Consider the following 21,892-nt stretch of genomic DNA (forward strand, 5'->3'; position numbering starts at 1 on the left):
CTGAAAAATTATTTTCAGGCTGCTTTTTTTATAGTTAGTTTAAATCTTGTTTAATCAACTAAATTAGATTTTTTTACCGCTTACAGTAGCTACTGCCAAGTTGCTGTTGCGTTTCAATGCAACGCTTTGAACGCCTTCTGGGTAAGTCAAATCAGACAAGTGCAAGATGTCGCCAGCTACCACTTTTTCACAATCCAATTCCAAACCAGCAGGGATTTGTTTAGGATTAACGATTGCATCAACCACTGTTACCAACAATGATACGCGACCGCTTTGCAATTTAACTGCGCGAGATTTTTCTGCATTTACAACGTGCACAGGCAATTTCATGCGTACAGGTTGGTTTACATCAATTGCTTGGAAATCGATGTGCGTTACTTGGCGTTTAACTGGGTGCATTTGGTAATCACGAACGATAACGTCTTGTTCTTTACCATCAATGCTCAATTTCAACACTTGAGTGAAGAATGCTTCTTTTTGCAAAGCGAAGTACATTTCTTTGTGGTCTACTGTAATCGCTTTAGTTTCGCCCAAACCGTAAACAACGGCTGGCACTTTGCTGTCATGACGCAGGCGGCGGCTCGCACCAGTACCTTGCTCTGAACGGATAGTTGCTTGAATAACTGTCATGTTAATTCCTTAAAGGGTTAGTTAAAAAAATGTCGCCACCAAGCTGCGACCAACTCTGCGACAAAGCAACAAACTGCCTGAAAACATTTTCAGGCAGCCTGAAATTTATGAACCGCGCATTATACTACAGAAATAATGGATTAGATTGCATTAAATCTTCATTAAATAGATAAGACACTGATTCTTCGTTAGAAATACGGCGAATTGTTTCTGCTAACAATCCTGCAATTGACACTTGGCGAATTTTTGGACTGGCTTTTGCAGCGTCTGATAACGGAATAGTGTCCGTAATCACCACTTGGTCAATATCAGAAGTATTCAAACGTTCAACTGCACCGCCTGAGAATACTGGGTGTGTAGCATAAGCCAACACGCGTTCTGCACCACGCTCTTTCAATGCTGAAGCTGCTTTGCACAAAGTGTTTGCCGTATCAATCATATCATCCACCAGCAAGCATGTTTTGCCGCTCACATCACCGATGATATTCATCACTTCTGCAACATTGGCTTTGGGACGACGTTTATCAATAATCGCCAAATCTGTATCCAACATTTTAGCAACCGCACGCGCACGCACCACGCCGCCAATATCAGGACTAACCACCAGCAAGTTATCAATGCGTTGAGCCATGATGTCTTGCGTTAAAGTTGGCGTTGCGTAAATATTATCCACAGGGATATTAAAGAAACCTTGAATTTGGTCGGCATGCAAGTCCACAGTCAAAACGCGGTCAATACCGCCTGCTTCTAACATATTGGCAACCAATCGCGCTGAAATCGGCACACGCGCTGAACGTGGACGACGGTCTTGGCGAGCATAACCAAAATAAGGAATGGCAGCGGTAATACGCCCTGCTGATGCACGACGTAACGCATCTGCCATCGTTAAGATTTCCATCAGGTTATCGTTTGTTGGTGCGCAAGTCGGTTGCAAGATGAATACATCGCGACCGCGCACATTTTCCAACAATTCAACAGCGATTTCGCCATCGGAGAATTTTTTTACAGAAGCATTGCCTAGAGTGGTATCTAAGTGTTTTGCCACTCTTGCAGCCATTTCTGGGTTGGCGTTGCCTGTGAACACCATTAAGCTATCGTTAGCCATTTCTTCGTCACCTGAGTGTTTGATTGGGTTTTTAGGATTGGGGAACATTGGTTTCCCTTTCACAACAAATGTTACACACAGAAACCTTTGTAAAACTTCAGATTTGAGCAGTTTTCAAAGCTATAGCAGCGCAAAAAGCGACTACATACATCAAGTACGTTGAGCTTTTGAGCAGCGCGTGGCAAAGAAAAATGCTAAAGATGAAGATTTTTCAAAGGTTTCATACCCTTTTTTTGGGCAGCCGATATTATACGCGATTGTGTGATTGCATTGAAGTAGGAACGATTTGATATTTTCAGGCAGCCTGAAAAAAGAATAAGCGCGTATGAAAAAACATACACGCTTGAATCTGGCTGGGGTGGAAGGATTCGAACCTTCGCATGCTGGAATCAAAATCCAGTGTCTTAACCGCTTGACGACACCCCAATAAGAAAGACGACACCCCAATAAGAAAGGGCTTTGGCTGGGGAGGAAGGATTCGAACCTTCGCATGCTGGAATCAAAATCCAGTGTCTTAACCGCTTGACGACTCCCCAACTTGTTTTCACAAAATTAGTGAAGCGCGAATTATGCTGTTTTTGTTACTTTGCGTCAAGCTTTTTTCTTGAATATTAATTTATCTATTTGATAATAATGGATATAAAGGGTGTTTATCAATCGCTTGCACACACCAGCTTTGTAAACTTTCAGACAACATTTTTTGAATTTCCTGCGTTTGTTCAACGGATTCACAAGGTAAGAACAAACACGCACCCGAACCCGTCATTCTCGGCTCACCATGTTTTGCCAATTCCGCAAACGCAGCCTGAACCTTCGGATAATCTTGTAGAACAACGGCTTGCATATCATTTCGCAAAGGCTGTAAGTTTACCCAAGTAGGATTGGGATTGCTTAGGCTATTTCGTGGCAAATCAGGGTGCGCGAAAATTTTTGGCGTGGCAACATGTGCTTCTGGGCGAACTAAAACATAATGCTGCGCTGGCACATCAATTGCTTGTAATTGCTCCCCCACTCCACGCGCAAACGCAGTCTGCCCGAAGATAAAAAAGGGAACATCTGCGCCCAACGTTACGCCAATGTCAATCAACTGTTGCTGATTCAATCCGCAGCCCCACAAATGATTCAATACCAGCAAAACCGTTGCCGCGTTGGAACTACCTCCGCCCAATCCGCCCCCCATCGGAATGCGTTTTTCAATCCAAATATCCGCACCTTTCAGGCTGCCTGAAAAGTGTTGCAATAATGTTGCAGCGCGAACCGTTAAATCTTGCTCGGTTGGTACGCCAACTGTGGGCGTGTGCAACACAATTTGCGTGTCGTTGCGCGGCTGAATTTTTAGCGTATCGTATAAATCAATCAGCGTGAAAATGCTTTCTAACGCGTGATAACCGTTGGGTAATTTACCGATAATGCGCAAATCTAAATTTAATTTTGCTGGGGATAAATAGATATTTTCAGGCTGCATGATAGATTAAGGGATAATAAAATTTCATAGTATCTTAAATTTATTTCGATACGCAAAATCAAGATAAAGTTTTTTATAAATTTCTATTTATAATGAAAAAAATAGGATAAAATATCCACTTTATCGATTAATATTCGTTGAAAAGTTAATATTTATACCAAGCTGCTGCCATCTTCCAAATATAAGGCAATATTTCTTTCAGGCTGCTTGTTAAGAGCAACATATTTTCTTTCACACAACACAAAGAGGTTTTATTCGTGAAAAAAACGGCTTTATTCGTTTCTTGCTTATTGGCATTGACTGCTTGTGGCGACAACACACAATCTTCAAACAATGCTGCACCTGCTGCAGACAAACCAGCTGCTTCTGCACCTGCTGCCACAGCTTCAACACCAACAGCTAACGCAGAAACCTTAATCGTAGGTACAGACGCAACCTTCCCACCATTTGATTTCAAAGACAACAATGGTCAAATCGTTGGTTTCGATATAGACATCTTGACTGCAATTGCCAAACAACAAGGTCTCTCAGTTACTTTCATTTCTGCGCCACGCTCTGATTTGTTCACCAACTTAAACGCAGATGCGTACCACATTTTGGCGGCGTGTTTGGGCATCAATCCAGACCGCTTGTCTAAATCAGAAATGTCAGACCCTTATATTTTCTCACCAAACGTGATTATGGGTAAAGAAGATGGTGCAAAAGCACAAGTTTTAACTGACTTAGTCGGCAAAAAAGTAGCCATTCAGGCTGGTTCATACAGCACAGAAGCTCTGAAGAAAGCACAAGTAACCGATGTTAAAGAAGAGAAAACAGCTTTTGCTGCTTACTCTGATTTATTGCGTGGCAACGTGGATTACATCGTAGGCGATGCGGGTGTATTGTCTTACCACCACGCAGAAAACAAAGAAGCAGGCAAACCTAAATTATATACTTCTATCTACGACAAAACTGAAGACGCTCGCGTAGGTTTTGCAGTGAAAAAAGGCAATGTTGAATTGCAGAAAAAACTGAACAATGGTTTGAAAGCCATTAAAGAAGACGGCACTTACGACAAAATCTATGCAAAATGGTTCGGCGATAACGATTCATTGCGCGTGAAACAATAAACCACTCAAGCCCCTGAATAAGGGGCTTTTCTATTTTCAGGCTGCATTTTATTAGAACGCAGCCTGAAAACCCGTTTTGCATTAAAATATCCCCTTTTCTCAAAAGCCCACAATGTCCTCCCCGTTCAATCCCCCACCACACAAATTTCTCCCCCTCTTGCTCGCCTTCGCCATTTTCATGCAACTGCTGGACGCAACCATTTTAAACACCGCGCTCACCAGCATGGCAAAAGACTTACACGAATCCCCTTTGCAAATGCAATCAGCAGTCGTGTCTTACTCGCTGACTTTAGCGTTACTCATGCCATTAAGCGGCTGGCTTTGCGACCGCTTCGGCATTCGTCAAGTTTTCTTTGCCGCCATGCTAATATTCGTAACAGGCTCAGCACTTTGCGCTGCTGCCCCCACCCTACCCTTATTGGTTGTCGCACGTGTGGTTCAAGGCATTGGCGGCGCAATGATGACCCCCATTCCGCGCCTCGTTATGGTTCGCGCTTACGACAAAAGCCAATTGATTAGCATGATGAATTATGTCGTGATGCCCGCCTTGGTTGGACCAATTATTGGTCCAATTATCGGCGGTTATTTGGTGGACTACGCTTCATGGCATTGGATTTTTTTGATTAACATTCCGTTTGGTTTGATTGCCGCCGCGTTCACATTAAAAATCATGCCCAATTTTCCGTTAGTTACAGAAAGAAAACCGTTTGATTTGCTGGGATTTTTGTTATTTGGCTGCAGCGTGGTGGGGCTAAGTTTGGCAGTAGAACTGGCGCAACATCCACAATCAGGTTGGTTAGCATTATCCACAGGGATTTTAGCGATTTTGGCGTTGGCTGGTTACGGCTGGCACGCGCATTTATCTGATAAACCCTTGTATGAAAAAGATTTGCTTGATGTGCGTACTTACCGACTGGGTTTAATGGGCAACCTAGTCAGCCGCTTGGGGATGAGTTCCATGCCATTTTTGCTGCCTTTGCTGCTGCAAGTCGGTTTTGGACGCAGCGCAGCCGTAGCAGGTTGGGTACTTGCGCCGATTGCATTCGCATCTATCATCGCCAAATCACTGGTTAAACCCATCGCGACTAAGCTGGGCTATCGAAAAATGTTGATGTGGAACACGTGTGCTGGCGGGTTGCTGATTATGTCTATGGCATTACCCACACCGTCTATGCCATTGTGGACGCTGCTGCCTTTGTTGTTTTTGATGGGCGCGTGCAATTCCGTGCAGTTCACAGGCATGAACACGATTACGCTTGCAGATGTGCGCCCACGCCAAGCAGCAAGTGGCACCAGTTTGATGTCCGTAAATCAGCATCTTGCTGTGGGTTTTGGTACGGCGATTGCCGCCGCGTTGGTGCGCTGGTTTAACACGCAGCCTGAAATCGTGCCAACGGTGCATACAGCGTTCCGTTATACGTTTGTGGCAATGGGCGGTTTAACGATGTTGTCTAGCCTAATTTTTGCACGATTGCATTGGCGCGACGGGGCGAATTTGATTCAGAAATAAAAAAAGCAGCCTGAAAACTGATTTTGTAGTTTTCAGGCTGCTTTCTGCTGTAGGTTGGATTCTTGAATCCAACATTTCACAAAATTCCATGATTGTTGGATACGAGTATCCAAGGAAGTTATCAAACTGTGTATAGTTCAGTATAAAAGCAGCCTGAAAAATCATTTTCAGGCTGCTTTTTGTTTTATTTTTTCAGGCTGCGTTTACCAAAATAGATAAACCCAATCACACCCAAAACAATCATTGGCAAACTGAGCCATTGTCCCATCGACATACCTAACGCCAATTCGCCCAGTTGCGCATCTGGTTGGCGAGCATATTCCGCGATAAATCGGAAAATGCCGTAGCCGCCCAAAAACACCATGGAAACTTGCCCCTCAGGGCGCGATTTTTTGGAAAACAGCCACACAATCGCAAACAGGCTCAAACCCTCCAGCGCAAATTGATACAGTTGAGACGGATGTCGCGGCAGCATGCCAAACTGGTTAAACCATTCTAAATATTGTGGATTGCTGGCGGCAAGTGCTTGGTCGGCTTCGTGCGCTTGAGGAAAACCCATTGCCCAGAAATTGTTTGGGTTGGTTACGCGCCCCCACAATTCGCCGTTGATGAAATTGCCAATGCGCCCAGATGCCAAGCCAGTCGGCACAAGCGGTGCGACAAAATCCAATGCTTGCCAAAAGCGCAAGCCGTGTTTTTTGGCGAACAGGAAAATGGCGCACACCACGCCCAAAAAGCCGCCGTGAAACGACATGCCGCCTTCCCACACTTTGAGCATGCTAATCGGATTGGCAAGGTATTGGTCTAGGTTGTAGAACAAAATATAGCCAATTCGTCCACCCAAAATCACGCCGACTACGCCCCATGTGAGTAAGTCGTCGAGCATTTCAACGGTGAAAGGGGAATTGCCTGCTTTGATGCGTTTGCGCCCGAGCCAGATGAACAGCATAAAGCCGACGATGTAGCTGAGTGCGTACCAACGAATAGCAAGCGGTCCAAGTTGCAGGGCGACGGGGTTGAATTGTGGGTGGATTATCATGGTTTATTCGGTTTCAAAAAGGGAAAAATTATAACAGTTTCAGGCTGCGATTCGTTGGCGCATTTGTTCAAATAGACAAACGGTGGCTGCCATGGCGATATTGAGCGATTCGGTTTCGCCAAGCATGGGGATTTTCACGCTGACGGTGGCGGCAGCAAGCATTTCTGCGGAAACGCCTGCGCCCTCGTTGCCAAATAACCATGCGCTGGGTTGGCGCAAATCGAGTTCATACAGCGAATAGTTGTTTTGCTTGGTGAGCGCGGTGGCTAATACGCGGTGGGAATACTGGCTACGCCATTGGGCGAGATTGACGCGCTCGTGAATATTCAGCAGAAAATGTGCGCCCATGCCTGCGCGTAATACTTTGGGCGCGTATGCGTCGGCACAACCTTCGCCGAGAATGACGGTGCGTATGCCGCTGGCTGCTGCGCTGCGTAAAACTGTGCCGACATTGCCTGCGTCTTGTACGCGTTCTAATACAATGCAATCGGTGTTTTCAGGCTGCGTTTGGGGTGGTAGGTTTATCAATGCCATGATGTCGTCTGCGTTGTCTAGGCTGCTGATTTTTTTCAAGATACCGTCTGATACGGTGGTTACTTGCTCTGTTGGCAGCCTGAAAAGCAGCTTTTGGATTTCAGGCTGCGTTAAACGGGATTCGGGTATGTAAATGCGCTCGGGTTGTTTGCCTGCGTCTAGATAGGCGGTAAGTAGGTGTGCGCCCTCTAAAACGGTTTGTCCGTGTTCGCGGCGGTGTTTGCGCTCGGCTAACAGTTTGGATAGGTGCTTGATTTGTGGGTTTTGTGGGGATTGGATTTGCATAGTGGTTCTTAATGTTGCAGCCTGAAAAATGGGTTTCAGGCTGCGTTTTTGTTTTAGATATTTTCAGGCTGCCTGAAAATGACAGTTTGGGTCAATATAAAAATTTAGCTAATGTGGCTCATTTTGTTCCTTTTATTTTTCAGGCTGCAATCTCTATCGCAGCCTGAAAACAGTTTTATCCAAAAAATCCCATTTTCACTTGAATCAGTTTTTCCAATTCACGCGACACGCGGCGGCGTGAAACAAAGAAAATAATATGGTCGCCGTCTTGCAGCACTTGGCTGTGGTCGCGCCCCATAATCACTTCATCACCACGCACAATCGCGGCGATGTGGCAGCCTGATGGCCATTTGATTTCGTCCACGCGCCGCCCCACTAATGATGATGTTTTGTGGTCGCCATGCACCACAGCTTCAATGGCTTCTGCCGCGCCGCGTCGCAAGGGATACATTTCTGCAATATCGCCGCGCCGAACGTGTGCCAACACGCCGCCAATGGTTAATTGGTGGGGCGACACGATAATATCGATTTGATGCCCTGTGAGCAAGTCCACATAACGCGAGCGGTTGATAATGGAAATGACGCGTTTCGCCCCCAAGTTTTTTGCCAGCAAGGCGGACATGATGTTGTTTTCATCATCGTTTGTCAGCGCGAGGAAAATATCCACTTCGTCAATGTATTCACGCGCCAATAGGTCTTCATCTGTGCCTGAGCCGTGCAATACGAGTGTGTTATCCAAATGTTCAGAGAGCCATTCTGCGCGTTGTTCGTTGTGCTGAATGATTTTGATGTTGAACTGGTTTTCCATTTTTTTGGCGAGGCGATAACCGATGTTGCCGCCGCCTGCAATCATCACGCGGCGATTGCTTTTGTTGTATTCAAACAAAACGTACATCACGCTGGATAGGCAACGGGAATCGACAACAAATGTGATTTCATCGCCTTCTTCTATCACGGTTTCAGGCTGCGGCACAATAAGGCGCGTGTTGCGGTAAATGGCGCAAATTTGGCAATCGGTGTTTTCAGGCAGCCGTGCGGCAATTTGCAGCAAACTTTTGCCGATAATCCAGTCTTCCGCTCGTGCTTGCGCGACAACCATTTTTACTTTTTCATGCGTGAATGGCAGCACTTGCAAGGCGCGGACGTGGCTGAGCAAACCTGCCAAATGCTCTGTAACCAAGTTTTCAGGATGAATGGAATCGGTTACGGAAAAGGCTTTCAGGCTGCGTGGAATGTGGTTGGGGTTGTCTTCATCATCGTCTTCAGCACCAAATTCGGAATATTCTGCGGAACGCACTCGTGCAATGCGTTGCGGTATGTTGAACAAATCTGCCGCCAGTTTGCAGGCGACTAGGTTAGTTTCGTCGCTGCGTGTGAGGGCGAGCAGCATATCGGTATCTTCCGCGCCTGCGTTTTGCAAAACCATGGGCGAGGCGGCATTGCCCACCAGCGTGCGCACGTCTAAACGGCTGCCGAGGTTTTTCAACGCGGTTTCGTCCGTGTCCACAATGGTAACGTCGTGGTTGGGCATGCTCGCCAATTCTTGTGCAATCGCAGCCCCTACTTGACCGCTTCCTAAAATCAGAATTTTCACAGTGTTTTTGTTGTATTAAAATAAGAATGTTGAATTATAGTGGGTTTTGGTTGGAATATGAAAATGCAGCCTGAAAGTTTATTGAGTACAGGGTTTTCAGGCTGCGATTATTTGATTTTCTGCAAAATTGGTAGGTTACGCATTTATGCCCAATATTTGCAGCCTGAAAAAAATGCAGCCTGAAAACCAAATTGTGTTAATAAATGATTAACATACACTTGCCCCCAGCCCCCTAGTCCACTACAATCACGCGCTTTTAAAATTTTCTTGCTGCCCGAACGCCGCTAAACAGCTCCACTGTCCAAAGCAATCAAACAGCACTATTTCAAACCCCACTCATTTGGAGTATTGCTCATGACTACAACCCAACCTTATTTGCAAATCAAAGGATTGGCTAAAAAATATGGCGATAATCTCGCAGTAAAATACATTGATTTAGACATCAATCAACACGAAATTTTTGCCTTATTAGGCAGTTCAGGCAGCGGCAAATCCACGCTGTTACGCATGCTTGCAGGCATGGAGATCCCAACAGACGGACAAATCATTCTAGACGGTCAAGATATTACCAAACTTGCCCCTTACGACCGCCCAATCAACATGATGTTTCAAAGCTACGCCCTGTTTCCACACATGACTGTAGAAGAAAACATCGCCTTCGGTTTAAAACAAGATAAATTACCCAAAGAAGAAATTCAAGCGCGAGTAGATGAAATGCTGCGCTTAGTGCAAATGCCACAATTTGCCAAACGCAAACCACACCAATTATCAGGCGGTCAGCAACAACGCGTAGCCTTGGCACGCTCGTTGGCAAAACGCCCAAAATTATTGCTGCTGGACGAACCACTCGGCGCGTTGGACAAAAAATTGCGCCAACAAACGCAATTTGAATTGGTGAACACGCTGGAAAAAGTGGGCGTAACCTGCATTATGGTTACCCACGACCAAGAAGAAGCGATGACCATGGCAAGTCGCGTGGCGATTATGTCTCACGGCGAACTGCAACAAGTGGGCACACCAGCAGATGTGTATGACTATCCAAACAGCAAATTCACCGCAGAATTTATTGGCGAAACCAATATTTTTGAAGGCAAACTGGTTCACAAAGACGACGCACACGCGTTGATTGAATGCCCTGAATTGCCAAGCAAAGTTTACACCGACCAAAAATTTGAAGCGGAAGACGGTCAAACCATGTGGGTGTCAATCCGTCCTGAAGACATCGACTTGCACAAAGAAAAACCAGCGCACCGCGATACGCACAACTGGGCAAAAGGCAAAGTGAAAGAAATCGCCTATTTGGGCAGCTTTGCGATTTACCACGTTCAAATGGAAAACGGTCGCATTATTAAAAGCCAAGTGCCAGCACCTTATTGGTATGTGCGTGGCATTGAACCGCCAACTTGGGGCGATGAAGTGTATTTGGATTGGCCTGAAAACCAACCTACCCCATTAACACGCTAAAGGAGGCAGCCTGAAAATGTCTTCTGTCAATATTAAACGCCGTAAACGTCCAGGTTCACGGTTTGTGATTGGTGTACCGTTTGCATGGCTGGCGGTGCTGGTGTTAATCCCCTTTTTCATCGTGTTCAAAATCAGTTTTGCAGAACAAGCGTTTTCCATTCCGCCGTTCACGCCATTGTTTGACCCTGAAACAGGCGCGTTGCATGTGGTAACGCAAAACTTCAAAGAGATTTTTAGCAGCGATGACGGCGAAAACATTTATTTGCTAACTTATTGGTTATCCATCAAAACCGCGCTGATGACCACAATCATCTGCTTGCTGGTGGGCTACCCAATGGCATACGCGATTTCACGCGCCAACCCCAACATTCGCAACGGCTTATTGCTCGCGATTATGTTGCCATTTTGGACATCGTTCCTATTGCGCGTATACGCATGGATTGGCTTGCTGGGCAGCAATGGGATTATTAATAACTATTTGATTAAATGGGGTATCATTAAAGAGCCGCTAGAATTATTTTACAACTCGTTCTCGCTGACTTTAGTGATGGTTTACGCCTATTTACCGTTCATGATTTTGCCGTTGTACACCCAATTAGTGAAACTGGATAAACGCTTATTGGAAGCCGCAGCAGATTTGGGTGCACACCCAATCAAAGCCTTTTTAACGATTACTTTACCGATGTCTAAATCAGGCATTATTGCAGGCTCAATGCTCGTGTTTATCCCGTCTGTGGGCGAGTATGTGATTCCAGAATTGGTTGGTGGCCCAAGCAATTTGATGATTGGTAAAGTGTTATGGCAAGCCTTCTCAGACCAAAACAACTGGCCTTTAGCCGCAGCGATTGCCGTGATTATGGTGTTGTTGCTGGTTGTACCGATTGGTTTGCAACAATATTTTGATAACCGTGAAGCAGCGAAAGGGGACAAATAATGCACGGAAATAAAATGTCTCCGTTTTTGAAACTCATGCTGGTGCTGGGTTTAGCGTTTTTGTATATTCCATTGATTATTTTGGTGGTTTATTCATTTAACGATTCAAAACTGGTTACCGTTTGGGGTGGTTTCTCAACCAAATGGTATGGCGAATTGATGAACAATGGCCAAATTCTGGACGCGGCTTGGTTGTCGTTACAGATTGCCGCGTGTTCATCGTTTGCGGCGGTGGTGTTGGGTACGCTGGCAGGCTATGCACTGGCGCGTATCAAGCGATTCCGTGGTAACACCCTGTTTGCAGGCTTGATTTCTGCGCCAATGGTGATGCCAGACGTGATTACAGGTTTGTCCATGCTGCTCTTGATTATTCAAGTGCAAACCATGTTGCAAGGCGCATTAGGCAGCGACATCACTTGGCTAGACCGTGGTTTCTTCACCATTTTCTTGGGGCATACCACGCTGTGCATGGCGTATATCACCGTTGTGATTCGCTCGCGCTTGGCTGAGTTGGACCAATCTTTGGAAGAAGCCGCAATGGATTTGGGCGCACGTCCGCTCAAAATCTTTTTTGTAATTACTTTGCCATTGATTGCGCCAGCGATTATGTCGGGTTTCTTGCTGGGGATTACGCTGTCGCTTGACGATGTAGTGATTGCGTCATTCTTGTCAGGGCCAGGGTCTTCTACTTTGCCTTTGGTAATTTTCTCGGAAATCCGTCGCGGCTTAGACCCACAAATGAACGTGTTGGCAACAATTATCATCGGGGTGGTTGGCACGTTGGTGATTGTGGCAAACTACTTCATGCTTCGCCAAGCGACTAAGCTAGAGCGCGAAATGCAAGCAGCTTACAAAGCAGAGCAAAAAGCATTGGAAAACTTGTCTGCATAACAAAAAGCAGCCTGAAAATATTTTCAGGCTGCTTTTTTATTTTCAGGCTGCATGTCGAATCAACCCATGCTGCATAAACGAAAACGTATCCGCCACCGTTACAATCATATGGTCAATCAGCGTAATATCCAGCAGTTTCAAAGCCGCTTGCAATCGCTGCGTAAACGCCAAATCTTCAGGCGAAGGTTTCAGGCTGCCTGAAGGATGATTGTGCGCAAACAACACATTTGCCGCTTGATGTTGCAATGCCAATCGCGCCACTTCTCGTGGATAAACCACATTCTCCGCCACCGTGCCACGCGCCAATTCTTCACACGCAATCAAACAATTTTGCGTATCCAAAAACAGTGCAACGCTCACTTCCACGCGTTCACGCCCTATTTTCAAGCGCAAATAATCCGCCGCCGTTTGTGGATTATTGAACACAGGCAACTGGCGCAATTCCTCGCTCAACACGCGCCGACCAATTTCCAGCACCGTGGCAAATTGGGCATAAGCCGCCAAACCCATGCCCTTGTGCTTGCTCAGTTCATTAACCGAAGCGTGCATTACGCCGCCCAAACCGCCGTAAGTGTCCAACAGCGACCGTGATAAATCCACCGCGCTCATACCCTGTGTACCAACACGCAACAAAATCGCCAGCAATTCCGCATCACTCAACGCATTTGCGCCGCGTTCCAGCAATTTCTCACGCGGACGCTCACCTGTTGCCCAATCTTTAATACTCATATCGCAGCCTGAAAAATTAATTGTTTAACAATTCACGATTGAGCGCGTCAAATTCCGCCAAATATTGTTCCGCGAAATATGGGCGCAACAAGCTCAATGTACGCGCCACACCACGCGCTTTGATTTGATGACCTTGCGCGTTGTCTGCGCCATAAAGTGAGTTATGGAAATCAAACCAGTATTTGCTGACTAACCAGATGTTAATCGTTAAATCATTCAAGGCGATGTCATCCATTTTGATGATGCCGCTTTCACGCAAATGGCTCAAGACGCACTTCATCATCGGCGAAATTTGTTCGTGGCTAAACAATTTGTGTTCGCCCAGCAAATCTTTGCCGCGTTCCAGCAAGGTATTGATGTCGCTGAACAAAAAGCGGTATTCCCACAAAATATCATACGCACCAGCCATAAACTCAAACGCATCGCGCACAGATTGCGGCTTGTCTTCTTCCGCAACGTAAGTAACCAGTGCTTGCGTGTAGCGTTTGAATAGTTGGACGATGATTTCATCTTTGTTGGTAAAGTGATAATACAGATTGCCGGGGCTAATACCCATGTAGCTGGCGATGTGGTTGGTGCTGATGTTGCGCTCGCCTTGTTCGTTGAACAGCACAAGGCTGGCGTCAATGATTCGGTTGTAGGTGTTTGGTTTGGTTGTTTTTTTGGTCATGTATTATTTCTCTTTTTTTGAGTTGAAACCTTTGCAGAATCTCTATCTTTGGCATTTTTCTTCGCCATGCGCTGCTCGCAAACTCAACGTACTTGATGTACGTAGTCGCTTGCTGTGCTGCTATGGCTTTGAAAACTGCTCAAATCTAGAATTTTGCAAAGGCTTCAGGTTGTAGGTTGGATTCTTGAATCCAACATTCGGGGGGGAATATTGAATTGGCAGCCTGAAAACTGCTTATCAATTTTCAGGCAGCCAATTAGGCTCTGGGTGCAACGTCACTTCAAATTTTTGCCAAACGCTTTGGCAAATGTGGTCTGACAAGGCTTGCACATCGTCTGCTGTAGCGTGATTCTGGTTCACAATCACAAGGGCTTGTTTCTCGTGAACCACCGCGCCGCCAATTGCATAACCTTTCAGGCTGCATTGGTCAATCAGCCAACCTGCAGCAAGTTTCACAGAACCATCTGCTTGCGGATAATGCGGCATATTAGGGAACGCAGCCTGTAAACGCGCAGCGTGTTCGGCGGAAACAATTGGGTTTTTATAAAAGCTGCCCACGTTGCCTAGCACGGCAGGGTCTGGCAATTTGCTGCTGCGGATTTGGCAAACAGCTTGCGCAACATCTTGCGCAGTTGGTGTGCGTTCACCGCAGTTTTCCAGCAAAACGGCTGCCAAGTCGCCATATTTTGCGTGTGGCACAAATTCTGTGGACAGGGCAAAAGTAACGGCGGTAATGACATAGCGTTTTTTGCCTGCGTGTTTGAACAGGCTGTCGCGGTAGGCAAATTGGCAATCGGCGTTGCTAAGTGTGATGAATGTTTGCGTGGCTAAATCAAAGCATTCTACGCTGTGAATGCGGTCTTTCACTTCCACGCCATATGCGCCGATATTTTGCACGGGGCTTGCACCGACTGTTCCGGGGATTAGGCTGAGATTTTCTAAGCCGCTCAAACCTATTTGCAAAGTGGTTTGAACAAAATCGTGCCACACTTCGCCTGCTTGTGCTTCTATCAAAACTTGACTGCCTGAATGGGACACTTCACGAATGCCACGCGTTACCATGCGTACGACTAAATCGGGATAATCGCGCATAAATAAGACGTTGCTGCCGCCGCCGAGCCAGCAGACGGTTTGCGCGTTGAATTGGGGCAGTTGGCAGAGTTTAGGGAGGTCTGCTCTGTCGGTCAGTTCAGTATAATACGCGGCTTTGGCGGGCAGACGAAAGGTGGTGTATGGGACGAGATTGTGGTGCTGTTGTAGGGTAAACATGGGGTTTCAGGCTGCAAATGAAAAGGGGAATTATAAGGGATTTGGGATTTTTCAGGCAGCATTTGAGTACGCTCCATTTGGGCAATTTTCAGGCTGCCTGAAAGTTTTGGTGCACATGGTGCACCCTACGTTAAAATAGGCTTGATTTGATGATTTTAGGTGTTTGTTATGTCTATTGCTTTTGTATCAGAAAAAAATCCGCGGTTTCCTGAATATTCCCCGGAACGTGATGTAAACGATGGCTTGGTGTGCGTAACACAAACTTTGTCGCCTGTTTTGCTGCAAAACGCGTATCGCAAAGGGCTGTTTCCTTGGTTCACGCAAGACGGTTTGTTTTACTGGTTTTCTATCCACCCTCGCGCGGTTTTGCAGCCTGAAAACTTGCATATTCATCGCTCGCTGGCAAAGGTGCTGCGCAATAAATCTTATCGGGTAACAGTGAATCAGGCGTTTGATGATGTGATTGCGGCATGTGCATCTGTGCCGCGTGTTGGGCAAGGTGGTACGTGGATTACGCCCGAATTTCAGGCTGCGTACTCGGCTTTGAATAAGCTGGGAAACGCGCATTCTTTTGAGTGTTGGTTGCCTGATGATTCGGGGGAATGGTGTTTGGTGGGCGGGTTTTATGGAGTACAGATTGGCAGCGTGTTTTATGGGGAATCGATGTTTGCACGGCAGAATGACGCGTCTAAGATTGCGTTTGCGTGTGCGGTGCCGTTTTTGGCGGACTACGGAGTGCAGTTGATTGATTGCCAGCAGGATTCGGAGCATATGAAACGGTTTGGGTCTCAGGTGTTGCCGTTTGGGGTGTTTCGGGAGAAGTTAAGTGTGCTGAATGATGTGGGGTTGCGCCGTGAGATTGGGCAAGGAATAATTGTGGAAAGATAAGTTTTCAGGCTGCGTTTTAGGAATAAAACGCAGCCTGAAACTTTATGTGGAATGACGTAGGGTATGCTGTGCGCACCGATTTCAGGCTGCCTGAAAATATGGTGCGCGTGGCACACCCTACAAGCGCGTTATTTATGCTTAATTTCCCAACATTGATGAATTTTCTTATTGCGGAAATCTTCGGGAACAGATTGTTTGGAAATATCTTTCACGTTGTATTTCGCGGTGATTTCGTCATCAAGCGTGAATGTGCGTAGGTTATTGGAAAAATACAACACACCGTTTTTGTCCAGCAAATTTATTGCGCCGTGAATGAGTTTGCCTTGGTCACGCTGAATATCCAAAATGTCCAACATCTTTTTGCTGTTGGAGAAACTTGGAGGGTCTAGCACGATTAGGTCAAACTGTTTGCGTTGCTGCGCGGCTTCGGCTAGGTATTGGAACACGTCTGCGCGGACGATTTGGTGCTTGTCTAAATCCATGCCGTTGAGCTGAAAATTGCGTTTTGCCCAATCTAAATAGGTGTTGGATAAATCAACGGTTTCGCTGCTGGTTGCGCCGCCTGTGGCTGCGTAAACGGTGAAGCTGCCTGTGTAGGAAAACAAATTCAGAAAGCGTTTTCCTGCGGCGGTTTCGCCCACTTTTTTGCGTGTGTTGCGGTGGTCTAAAAATAAGCCCGTGTCTAAATATTTGTCGAGATTGACGATGAATTGCCGTCCGTTTTCGTGGATAACGAAGTCTTCGCCTGTTGTGCCTGTTTTTTCGTATTGGGCTGTGCCTTTTTGTCGGGCGCGTTGTTTTAAATGGATATTTTCACGCGGAAAACCTGTTACGAATTGAACGGCTTCGCACACGTCTTCTAGCCATGCTTGGTAGTCGTCTTCGTGCATGAGCCAGCCTGTGTCGTATTCTTGCAGGTGGATGTGTTCGCCGTAAACATCTATGGCGAAGGGGAATTGGGGAATGTCTTTATCGTAAATGCGCCATGCTTCGATGTTTTGGCGTTTTGCCCATTTGAACTGGTGTTTGAGGTTTTTGCCTAGGCGGTTAATGAGGTCGGTGGTGTTGGTCATGGTGTCTTTCTGTTTTTCAGGCTGCCTGAATATGAGCTTGTTGCTGCCAACTCTGTGCTTGTTAAACAAATTGTTGCTTTTCATCGGCGGTGTAAATATTTTGCACGCCCTGTTCATTGGCGATGAATTGGTTGCTATTCATAAGATAGCCGCGATGATAGACATGATGCAAATAATAGCGCATGGCTACTTTTTGCTTGATAAGGAAAAAAAACAATGGTGACAGCAATCGTGGGCAGAATACTGTTTGCATTTTGATAAAGTATATCTGCGCAATCAATTAGGTCGGCATCATACAGAACACTAGCCACACCAAGAATTTTCCCTGTTGCAGAGCCAATCACGATAGCGCACACCACGAGAATTAGCGTATGGATAAGCCAAATGCCCCAAATATTGCGCAAGAATTTTTTATCGCTGCGGACAACGTGCTGATTGAATACCGCACTTGCGCGTTGATAGGCTTCGGGGCAAGCGGGGACGGTGTAACGCCATTCGTGCATGATTGTTCCTTTTTCAGGCTGCCTGAAAGTTTTGAATTATTGGTTTTCTAACAACCAATGAACATAGCGGCTCACACCCTCGTCCACGTCAAAGAAGTTGTCTTCATAACCTGCTTCGCGCAATTTGCTAATGTCGGCTTGCGTGAAACTTTGGTATTTACCTTTGAGTGAATCAGGGAATGGAATGTAGCGAATTAGCTCACGGTCAACCAATTCTTCTAAACTCAGAGCTTGCTTACCTTCGGCAACGCGACAGGCGTTTACTGTGGCGGCGGCTAGGTCGTTAAACGGTTGGCTGCATCCTGTGCCGAGATTGAAAATGCCTGATTTTTCGGGGTGGTCGAAGAAGTGCAAATTCACTTTTACCACGTCTTCTACGCTGACAAAATCGCGGCTGTGTTCGCCGTTGCCGTATTGTTCATACGCGCCAAATAAGTTTACGAAGCCTTGTTCACGGTATTGGTTGAAGTGGTGGAACGCGACGGATGCCATGCGTCCTTTATGTTGTTCGCGCATGCCGTACACGTTGAAATAGCGGAAGCCTACAACTTGGGCGGTTAAGCCTTTTTCCATGCGTTGGCGCAGAATTTGGTCAAACAAGAATTTGGAATAACCGTACACATTGAGCGGTTTTTCTAATGGGCGTTCTTCGCGGAAGGTTTCGCCTTTGCCGTAAACCGCTGCGCTTGATGCGTACAAAAACGGAATGCGCTCGTCTTGACACCAGTCTAGCAAGTCCAATGTGTATTGGTAGTTGTTTTCTAACATATATTTGCCGTCGTAGTTCATAGTGTCGCTGCACGCGCCTTGGTGGAACACGGCTTTGATGTCGTCAAACGGGAATTGGTGTTCGCGGATTTGGCGGATAAATTCGTGTTTGTCGAGATAATGGGCGATGTCGCTGTCGGCGAGATTGCGGAATTTGTCGCCGTTGCTTAGGTTGTCCACGGCAACGATGTCGGTAATGCCGCGCTCGTTCAAAGTTTTGACGATGTTGCTGCCAATAAAACCTGCTGCGCCTGTTACGATGATGGTCATGGTGTTTTTTCCTTATTTTGAAATAGCGCATTATATAATTTTTCAAGCTGCCTGAAGGAGTTTTTAGGCAGCCTGAAAATTGTCAAACCATTATTTTACCGTTAAAATTTGTATATCTCTCATCTATATACAAAGAAAAAATCATGACTCAAGCTGCTGTATTTAAAAACAATCAAAGCCAAGCCGTGCGATTGCCCAAAGCAGTTGCGTTTCCTGATGACGTGCAAAAAGTGAATGTAGTCGTGTTGGGCAAATCGCGTTTACTCACGCCAGCGGAAAATTTGTGGGACGATTGGTTTGACCAAACGCCATTAAGCGATTTTCCAGAGCGTGAAATTTGCACACAAGCAGAACGTGAAAGTTTTTGATTATGTTGAAATATATGCTGGATACGAATATTTGCATTTACACGATTAAAAACCGCCCTGCCGAAGTTCGCGAACATTTCAAAGCGAATAGTAATCGCCTGTGTATTAGCTCGGTGGTGTTGTCTGAATTGCTGTTTGGGGCGGAAAAATCGCAGAATCGTGAACGAGCGTTTGCTGATGTGGAAGGTTTGGTGGCACGTTTGGACGTGTTGGATTTTGATGAACGAGCGGCGGCTCACGCGGCAGAAATTCGGGCGGAATTGGCAAAAGCTGGCACGCCAATTGGGGCTTATGATGTGTTGATTGCCGCTCATGCTCGCAGTCAGGGCTTGATTTTGGTTAGCAATAATTTGCGTGAATTTAATTGCGTGGCTGGGTTGCGGACGGAAAATTGGGTGGAGTGAATGGTTTAGACAGCCTGAAATGTGCATTTACCTATAAATATATTATTCTAATATTAGTTATTTATGGAAGAATCCTTATGAATAATTCTCTAAACAATAATACCAAAAATCAATTTGGTCTTTAGCAATTTCTACGAACAACTTTTATTCCTATTTTTTTAATAACTGCTTTTATATTTGCAGCAATTTCTATTCTATTACCACTTGAAATAGGTTTTTCTTTTGCTCCAAGTGAAACACCTCAACAATATCAACTAATTTGCAACTATCCTGTACAATTAAAAGACAACAAGTATAGCTACAACTGTTTTATAGAAGGAAAAGCTACAAAAATCACGCAATATAAAAAGTAATAAATAACTTATATATTTTCAGGCAGCCTGAAAATATTTATTCATCTTCCAAATCCCGACACAACCCCACCGCCGCTTGCAAATTCTCCACCCCATAAATCTGCAAATTTGGAAATTCTTTTAAGTTTTTCGGCAAATTCGCTTTCGGCACAATCGCGCGTTTAAAGCCCAATTTCTCCGCCTCTTTCAAACGCTCCTGCCCACGTGGCACAGGACGAATTTCGCCACTCAAACCAATTTCCCCAAACGCCACCATTTTTTCAGGCAGCGGCTTATTGCGATAGCTAGACAACATTGCCAAAATCACCGCCAAATCCGCCGCAGGTTCGCTGATTTTCACGCCGCCCACCGCATTCAAAAACACATCTTGGTCAAAACACGCAATTCCAGCGTGGCGATTCAGCACCGCCAGCAACATCGCCAAACGGTTTTGCTCCAAACCCACCGTTAAACGCTTCGGCGTGAAACCGTGCGCATCATCAACAAGTGCTTGAATTTCCACCAAAAGCGGACGACTACCCTCTTGCGTAACCAACACGCACGAACCCGCCACATCATCGCGATAGCTCGCCAAAAAAATCGCGGACGGATTGGACACGCCTTTCAAGCCCGTTTCCGTCATCGCAAACACGCCCAATTCATTCGCCGCTCCAAAACGGTTTTTAATCGCCCGAATCATGCGGTAATTGGAATGCTGATCGCCCTCAAAATACAGCACCGTGTCCACCATATGCTCCAACACCCGAGGGCCCGCAATCGCGCCGTCTTTGGTAACGTGTCCAACAAAAATCATCGCAATGCCCATTTGTTTCGCGATTCGCGTCAGTTGCGCCGCACATTCGCGCACCTGCGACACCGAGCCAGGCGCGGACGTGATTTGGTCAGAATACATCGTTTGAATCGAGTCAATCACGACTACAGACGGCTCGTGCTGTTTTAAGGCAGCCTGAATCGCCTCCAAACGGATTTCCGCCAACAAATTCACGCCGTCCGCATTCAGCCCCAAACGCTGCGAACGCAACGCCACTTGTTGCGCCGATTCCTCGCCCGACACATACAACACCTTGCGTTTTTTCGCCATTAAAGCAATGGTTTGCAACAACAAAGTGGATTTGCCAATACCTGGGTCGCCACCGAGCAAAATGACCGCACCGTCCACCAAACCGCCGCCCAACACGCGGTCAAGTTCGCCCATGCCAGTGGCTTCGCGTGGGACTTCCATGGCGGTAACTTTGGATAATTCTTGCACTTGCGTGGTTTCCGCCGCCCACGATTGGAAACGCGCGTTTTTGGGTTCGGGTGCGGTTAGCTGTTCAGAAAGCGTGTTCCATTCGCCACAATGCGGGCATTTGCCAACCCATTTGGGTGTTGTGCCGCCGCATTCGGTGCATTGGAATTGGATTTTTGGGGCTTTTGCCATTTGGTTTTTTCCTTGTGTCGTGCAGGTCGGGTTGGCAACCCGACAAGTTTTTATTCGTGTGAATTTTCAGGCTGCCTGAAAATTATAATTGCAATTCTTCGGGTGGATTAAAAATAGGTTTTGGTTTAGCACGACAAGTTTGTTGTGTAACAAATTGTTCATTGCGTTCTACTGTTAAAAAATAACTCTCTTCATGCTCGTCCGTTAATCTATCCATTGACCAACCTAAACTGTATTGATATTGACCATTTTTCAACGTTAAATTAATCCACAAATTTCGCCCTATACCTTGCCAACGTGGCGAACGTTTAATCGCTTCGGCGCGATTATTTTCAAACACCAATTCAGGTGTGTTTGCCTTGCCATATTGATAACGGTAAACATCGCCACGCTCGCTAACGCGAACGCTTTTGCCGTTGTCAAATGCGCAAGCGAAAACAGTTTTCTCAGCAGCTTTAGCTTGCGCGAAAATGGGAAAACTCAATGCGAGTAATAAAATCCATGTTTTCATTTGTGGTTCCTTTCAGAGGGTGGAAAATAGCAGTGCGGACATTTTTCAGGCTGCCTGAAAGATTGTTTTATTTGAAAAAATGGTGCGCGTGGCACACCCTACAAAAA

The 21,892-nt window shown here is 46.1% G+C and carries 24 protein-coding genes and 2 tRNA genes; 10 read left to right on the plus strand and 16 right to left on the minus strand.

Annotated elements, in window-relative coordinates:
• Positions 1-63: 63 nt before the first annotated feature.
• From QEO93_RS05900 to ispE, 5 genes are all read right to left on the minus strand, one after another.
• On the minus strand, positions 64-630 hold the full coding sequence (locus tag QEO93_RS05900; RefSeq protein ID WP_085815649.1) for a 50S ribosomal protein L25/general stress protein Ctc: 567 nt from the start codon (positions 628-630) through the stop codon (positions 64-66).
• Positions 631-754: 124 nt separating this feature from the next.
• Positions 755-1,735 (minus strand): ribose-phosphate pyrophosphokinase, encoded by a 981-nt coding sequence (locus QEO93_RS05905; RefSeq protein WP_179184688.1) that lies wholly within the window; start codon positions 1,733-1,735, stop codon positions 755-757.
• A 350-nt stretch (positions 1,736-2,085) separates the two neighbouring features.
• Positions 2,086-2,161, minus strand: a tRNA-Gln gene (locus QEO93_RS05910).
• A gap of 34 nt (positions 2,162-2,195) precedes the next feature.
• Positions 2,196-2,271: transfer RNA gene (locus QEO93_RS05915), tRNA-Gln, on the minus strand.
• Positions 2,272-2,351: 80 nt separating this feature from the next.
• Positions 2,352-3,200 (minus strand): 4-(cytidine 5'-diphospho)-2-C-methyl-D-erythritol kinase, encoded by an 849-nt coding sequence (gene ispE / locus QEO93_RS05920; RefSeq protein WP_032137206.1) that lies wholly within the window; start codon positions 3,198-3,200, stop codon positions 2,352-2,354.
• Positions 3,201-3,457: 257 nt separating this feature from the next.
• Between ispE and QEO93_RS05925 the strand changes: the two genes are divergently transcribed.
• Together QEO93_RS05925 and QEO93_RS05930 are read left to right on the plus strand one after the other, a co-directional pair.
• Entirely contained in the window at positions 3,458-4,309 is an 852-nt protein-coding gene (locus QEO93_RS05925; RefSeq protein ID WP_032137207.1) for a transporter substrate-binding domain-containing protein, read from the plus strand.
• 112 nt (positions 4,310-4,421) lie between these two features.
• Positions 4,422-5,819, plus strand: coding sequence for a DHA2 family efflux MFS transporter permease subunit (locus tag QEO93_RS05930; RefSeq protein WP_032137208.1), 1,398 nt, complete (start codon positions 4,422-4,424; stop codon positions 5,817-5,819).
• Between the two features lie 184 nt (positions 5,820-6,003).
• On the opposite strand, the gene lgt is transcribed toward QEO93_RS05930, so the two are convergent.
• A complete protein-coding gene (gene lgt, locus QEO93_RS05935) occupies positions 6,004-6,858 on the minus strand; it encodes a prolipoprotein diacylglyceryl transferase (RefSeq protein ID WP_032137209.1) in 855 nt (284 codons plus the stop codon).
• A gap of 39 nt (positions 6,859-6,897) precedes the next feature.
• Positions 6,898-7,677: a TrmH family RNA methyltransferase gene (locus QEO93_RS05940; RefSeq protein WP_085815650.1), complete on the minus strand. Its 780-nt coding sequence runs from the start codon at positions 7,675-7,677 to the stop codon at positions 6,898-6,900.
• An 11-nt stretch (positions 7,678-7,688) separates the two neighbouring features.
• Here QEO93_RS05940 and QEO93_RS05945 point away from each other — a divergent pair, with 11 nt between their 5' ends.
• The gene (locus QEO93_RS05945; RefSeq protein ID WP_157686311.1) at positions 7,689-7,844 is read left to right on the plus strand and encodes a hypothetical protein; all 156 of its coding nucleotides are present in this window, start codon (positions 7,689-7,691) and stop codon (positions 7,842-7,844) included.
• Positions 7,845-7,852: 8 nt separating this feature from the next.
• On the opposite strand, the gene trkA is transcribed toward QEO93_RS05945, so the two are convergent.
• Positions 7,853-9,271, minus strand: coding sequence for a Trk system potassium transporter TrkA (gene trkA, locus QEO93_RS05950; RefSeq protein ID WP_032137211.1), 1,419 nt, complete (start codon positions 9,269-9,271; stop codon positions 7,853-7,855).
• 354 nt (positions 9,272-9,625) lie between these two features.
• Between trkA and QEO93_RS05955 the strand changes: the two genes are divergently transcribed.
• Genes QEO93_RS05955 through QEO93_RS05965 form a run of 3 tightly spaced genes read left to right on the plus strand, consistent with a single transcriptional unit; the run spans position 9,626 to position 12,559 of the window.
• Entirely contained in the window at positions 9,626-10,735 is a 1,110-nt protein-coding gene (locus QEO93_RS05955; protein WP_032137212.1) for an ABC transporter ATP-binding protein, read from the plus strand.
• A gap of 16 nt (positions 10,736-10,751) precedes the next feature.
• A complete protein-coding gene (locus QEO93_RS05960) occupies positions 10,752-11,669 on the plus strand; it encodes an ABC transporter permease (protein WP_032137213.1) in 918 nt (305 codons plus the stop codon).
• A complete protein-coding gene (locus tag QEO93_RS05965) occupies positions 11,669-12,559 on the plus strand; it encodes an ABC transporter permease subunit (protein ID WP_032137214.1) in 891 nt (296 codons plus the stop codon). Before QEO93_RS05960 ends, QEO93_RS05965 begins: the two co-directional genes overlap by 1 nt.
• A 42-nt stretch (positions 12,560-12,601) precedes the next feature.
• On the opposite strand, the gene radC is transcribed toward QEO93_RS05965, so the two are convergent.
• From radC to murB, 3 genes are all read right to left on the minus strand, one after another.
• On the minus strand, positions 12,602-13,288 hold the full coding sequence (gene radC, locus QEO93_RS05970; RefSeq protein WP_032137215.1) for a RadC family protein: 687 nt from the start codon (positions 13,286-13,288) through the stop codon (positions 12,602-12,604).
• 16 nt (positions 13,289-13,304) lie between these two features.
• On the minus strand, positions 13,305-13,958 hold the full coding sequence (locus QEO93_RS05975) for a TetR/AcrR family transcriptional regulator (RefSeq protein ID WP_032137216.1): 654 nt from the start codon (positions 13,956-13,958) through the stop codon (positions 13,305-13,307).
• A 237-nt stretch (positions 13,959-14,195) separates the two neighbouring features.
• Complete coding sequence (gene murB, locus QEO93_RS05980) at positions 14,196-15,227, minus strand: UDP-N-acetylmuramate dehydrogenase (protein WP_032137217.1); 1,032 nt, start codon at positions 15,225-15,227, stop codon at positions 14,196-14,198.
• A gap of 168 nt (positions 15,228-15,395) precedes the next feature.
• Between murB and aat the strand changes: the two genes are divergently transcribed.
• On the plus strand, positions 15,396-16,115 hold the full coding sequence (gene aat / locus QEO93_RS05985; RefSeq protein WP_085815651.1) for a leucyl/phenylalanyl-tRNA--protein transferase: 720 nt from the start codon (positions 15,396-15,398) through the stop codon (positions 16,113-16,115).
• 128 nt (positions 16,116-16,243) lie between these two features.
• Here the strand turns inward: aat and QEO93_RS05990 are convergent, their stop codons facing one another.
• On the minus strand, positions 16,244-17,188 hold the full coding sequence (locus tag QEO93_RS05990; RefSeq protein ID WP_032137219.1) for a class I SAM-dependent methyltransferase: 945 nt from the start codon (positions 17,186-17,188) through the stop codon (positions 16,244-16,246).
• A gap of 61 nt (positions 17,189-17,249) precedes the next feature.
• On the minus strand, positions 17,250-17,441 hold the full coding sequence (locus QEO93_RS05995; protein ID WP_143445762.1) for a hypothetical protein: 192 nt from the start codon (positions 17,439-17,441) through the stop codon (positions 17,250-17,252).
• 118 nt (positions 17,442-17,559) lie between these two features.
• Here QEO93_RS05995 and QEO93_RS06000 point away from each other — a divergent pair, with 118 nt between their 5' ends.
• The gene (locus QEO93_RS06000) at positions 17,560-17,742 is read left to right on the plus strand and encodes a hypothetical protein (RefSeq protein ID WP_032137221.1); all 183 of its coding nucleotides are present in this window, start codon (positions 17,560-17,562) and stop codon (positions 17,740-17,742) included.
• Here the strand turns inward: QEO93_RS06000 and rfaD are convergent.
• On the minus strand, positions 17,728-18,729 hold the full coding sequence (gene rfaD, locus QEO93_RS06005; protein ID WP_032137222.1) for an ADP-glyceromanno-heptose 6-epimerase: 1,002 nt from the start codon (positions 18,727-18,729) through the stop codon (positions 17,728-17,730). The genes QEO93_RS06000 and rfaD overlap by 15 nt on opposite strands.
• Before the next feature lie 143 nt (positions 18,730-18,872).
• Between rfaD and vapB the strand changes: the two genes are divergently transcribed.
• Both vapB and vapC read left to right on the plus strand, forming a co-directional pair.
• Positions 18,873-19,097 (plus strand): type II toxin-antitoxin system VapB family antitoxin, encoded by a 225-nt coding sequence (gene vapB / locus QEO93_RS06010; RefSeq protein WP_032137223.1) that lies wholly within the window; start codon positions 18,873-18,875, stop codon positions 19,095-19,097.
• Positions 19,098-19,099: 2 nt separating this feature from the next.
• Complete coding sequence (vapC, locus tag QEO93_RS06015) at positions 19,100-19,501, plus strand: type II toxin-antitoxin system tRNA(fMet)-specific endonuclease VapC (protein WP_032137224.1); 402 nt, start codon at positions 19,100-19,102, stop codon at positions 19,499-19,501.
• A 390-nt stretch (positions 19,502-19,891) separates the two neighbouring features.
• On the opposite strand, the gene radA is transcribed toward vapC, so the two are convergent.
• Both radA and QEO93_RS06025 read right to left on the minus strand, forming a co-directional pair.
• Positions 19,892-21,274 (minus strand): DNA repair protein RadA, encoded by a 1,383-nt coding sequence (radA, locus tag QEO93_RS06020; RefSeq protein ID WP_085815652.1) that lies wholly within the window; start codon positions 21,272-21,274, stop codon positions 19,892-19,894.
• Between the two features lie 82 nt (positions 21,275-21,356).
• Positions 21,357-21,785, minus strand: a complete 429-nt coding sequence (locus QEO93_RS06025; protein WP_032137226.1) for a hypothetical protein — start codon at positions 21,783-21,785, stop codon at positions 21,357-21,359.
• Positions 21,786-21,892: the final 107 nt, after the last annotated feature.

This window comes from Kingella negevensis (assembly GCF_030177895.1).
GTDB lineage: Bacteria > Pseudomonadota > Gammaproteobacteria > Burkholderiales > Neisseriaceae > Kingella_C > Kingella_C negevensis.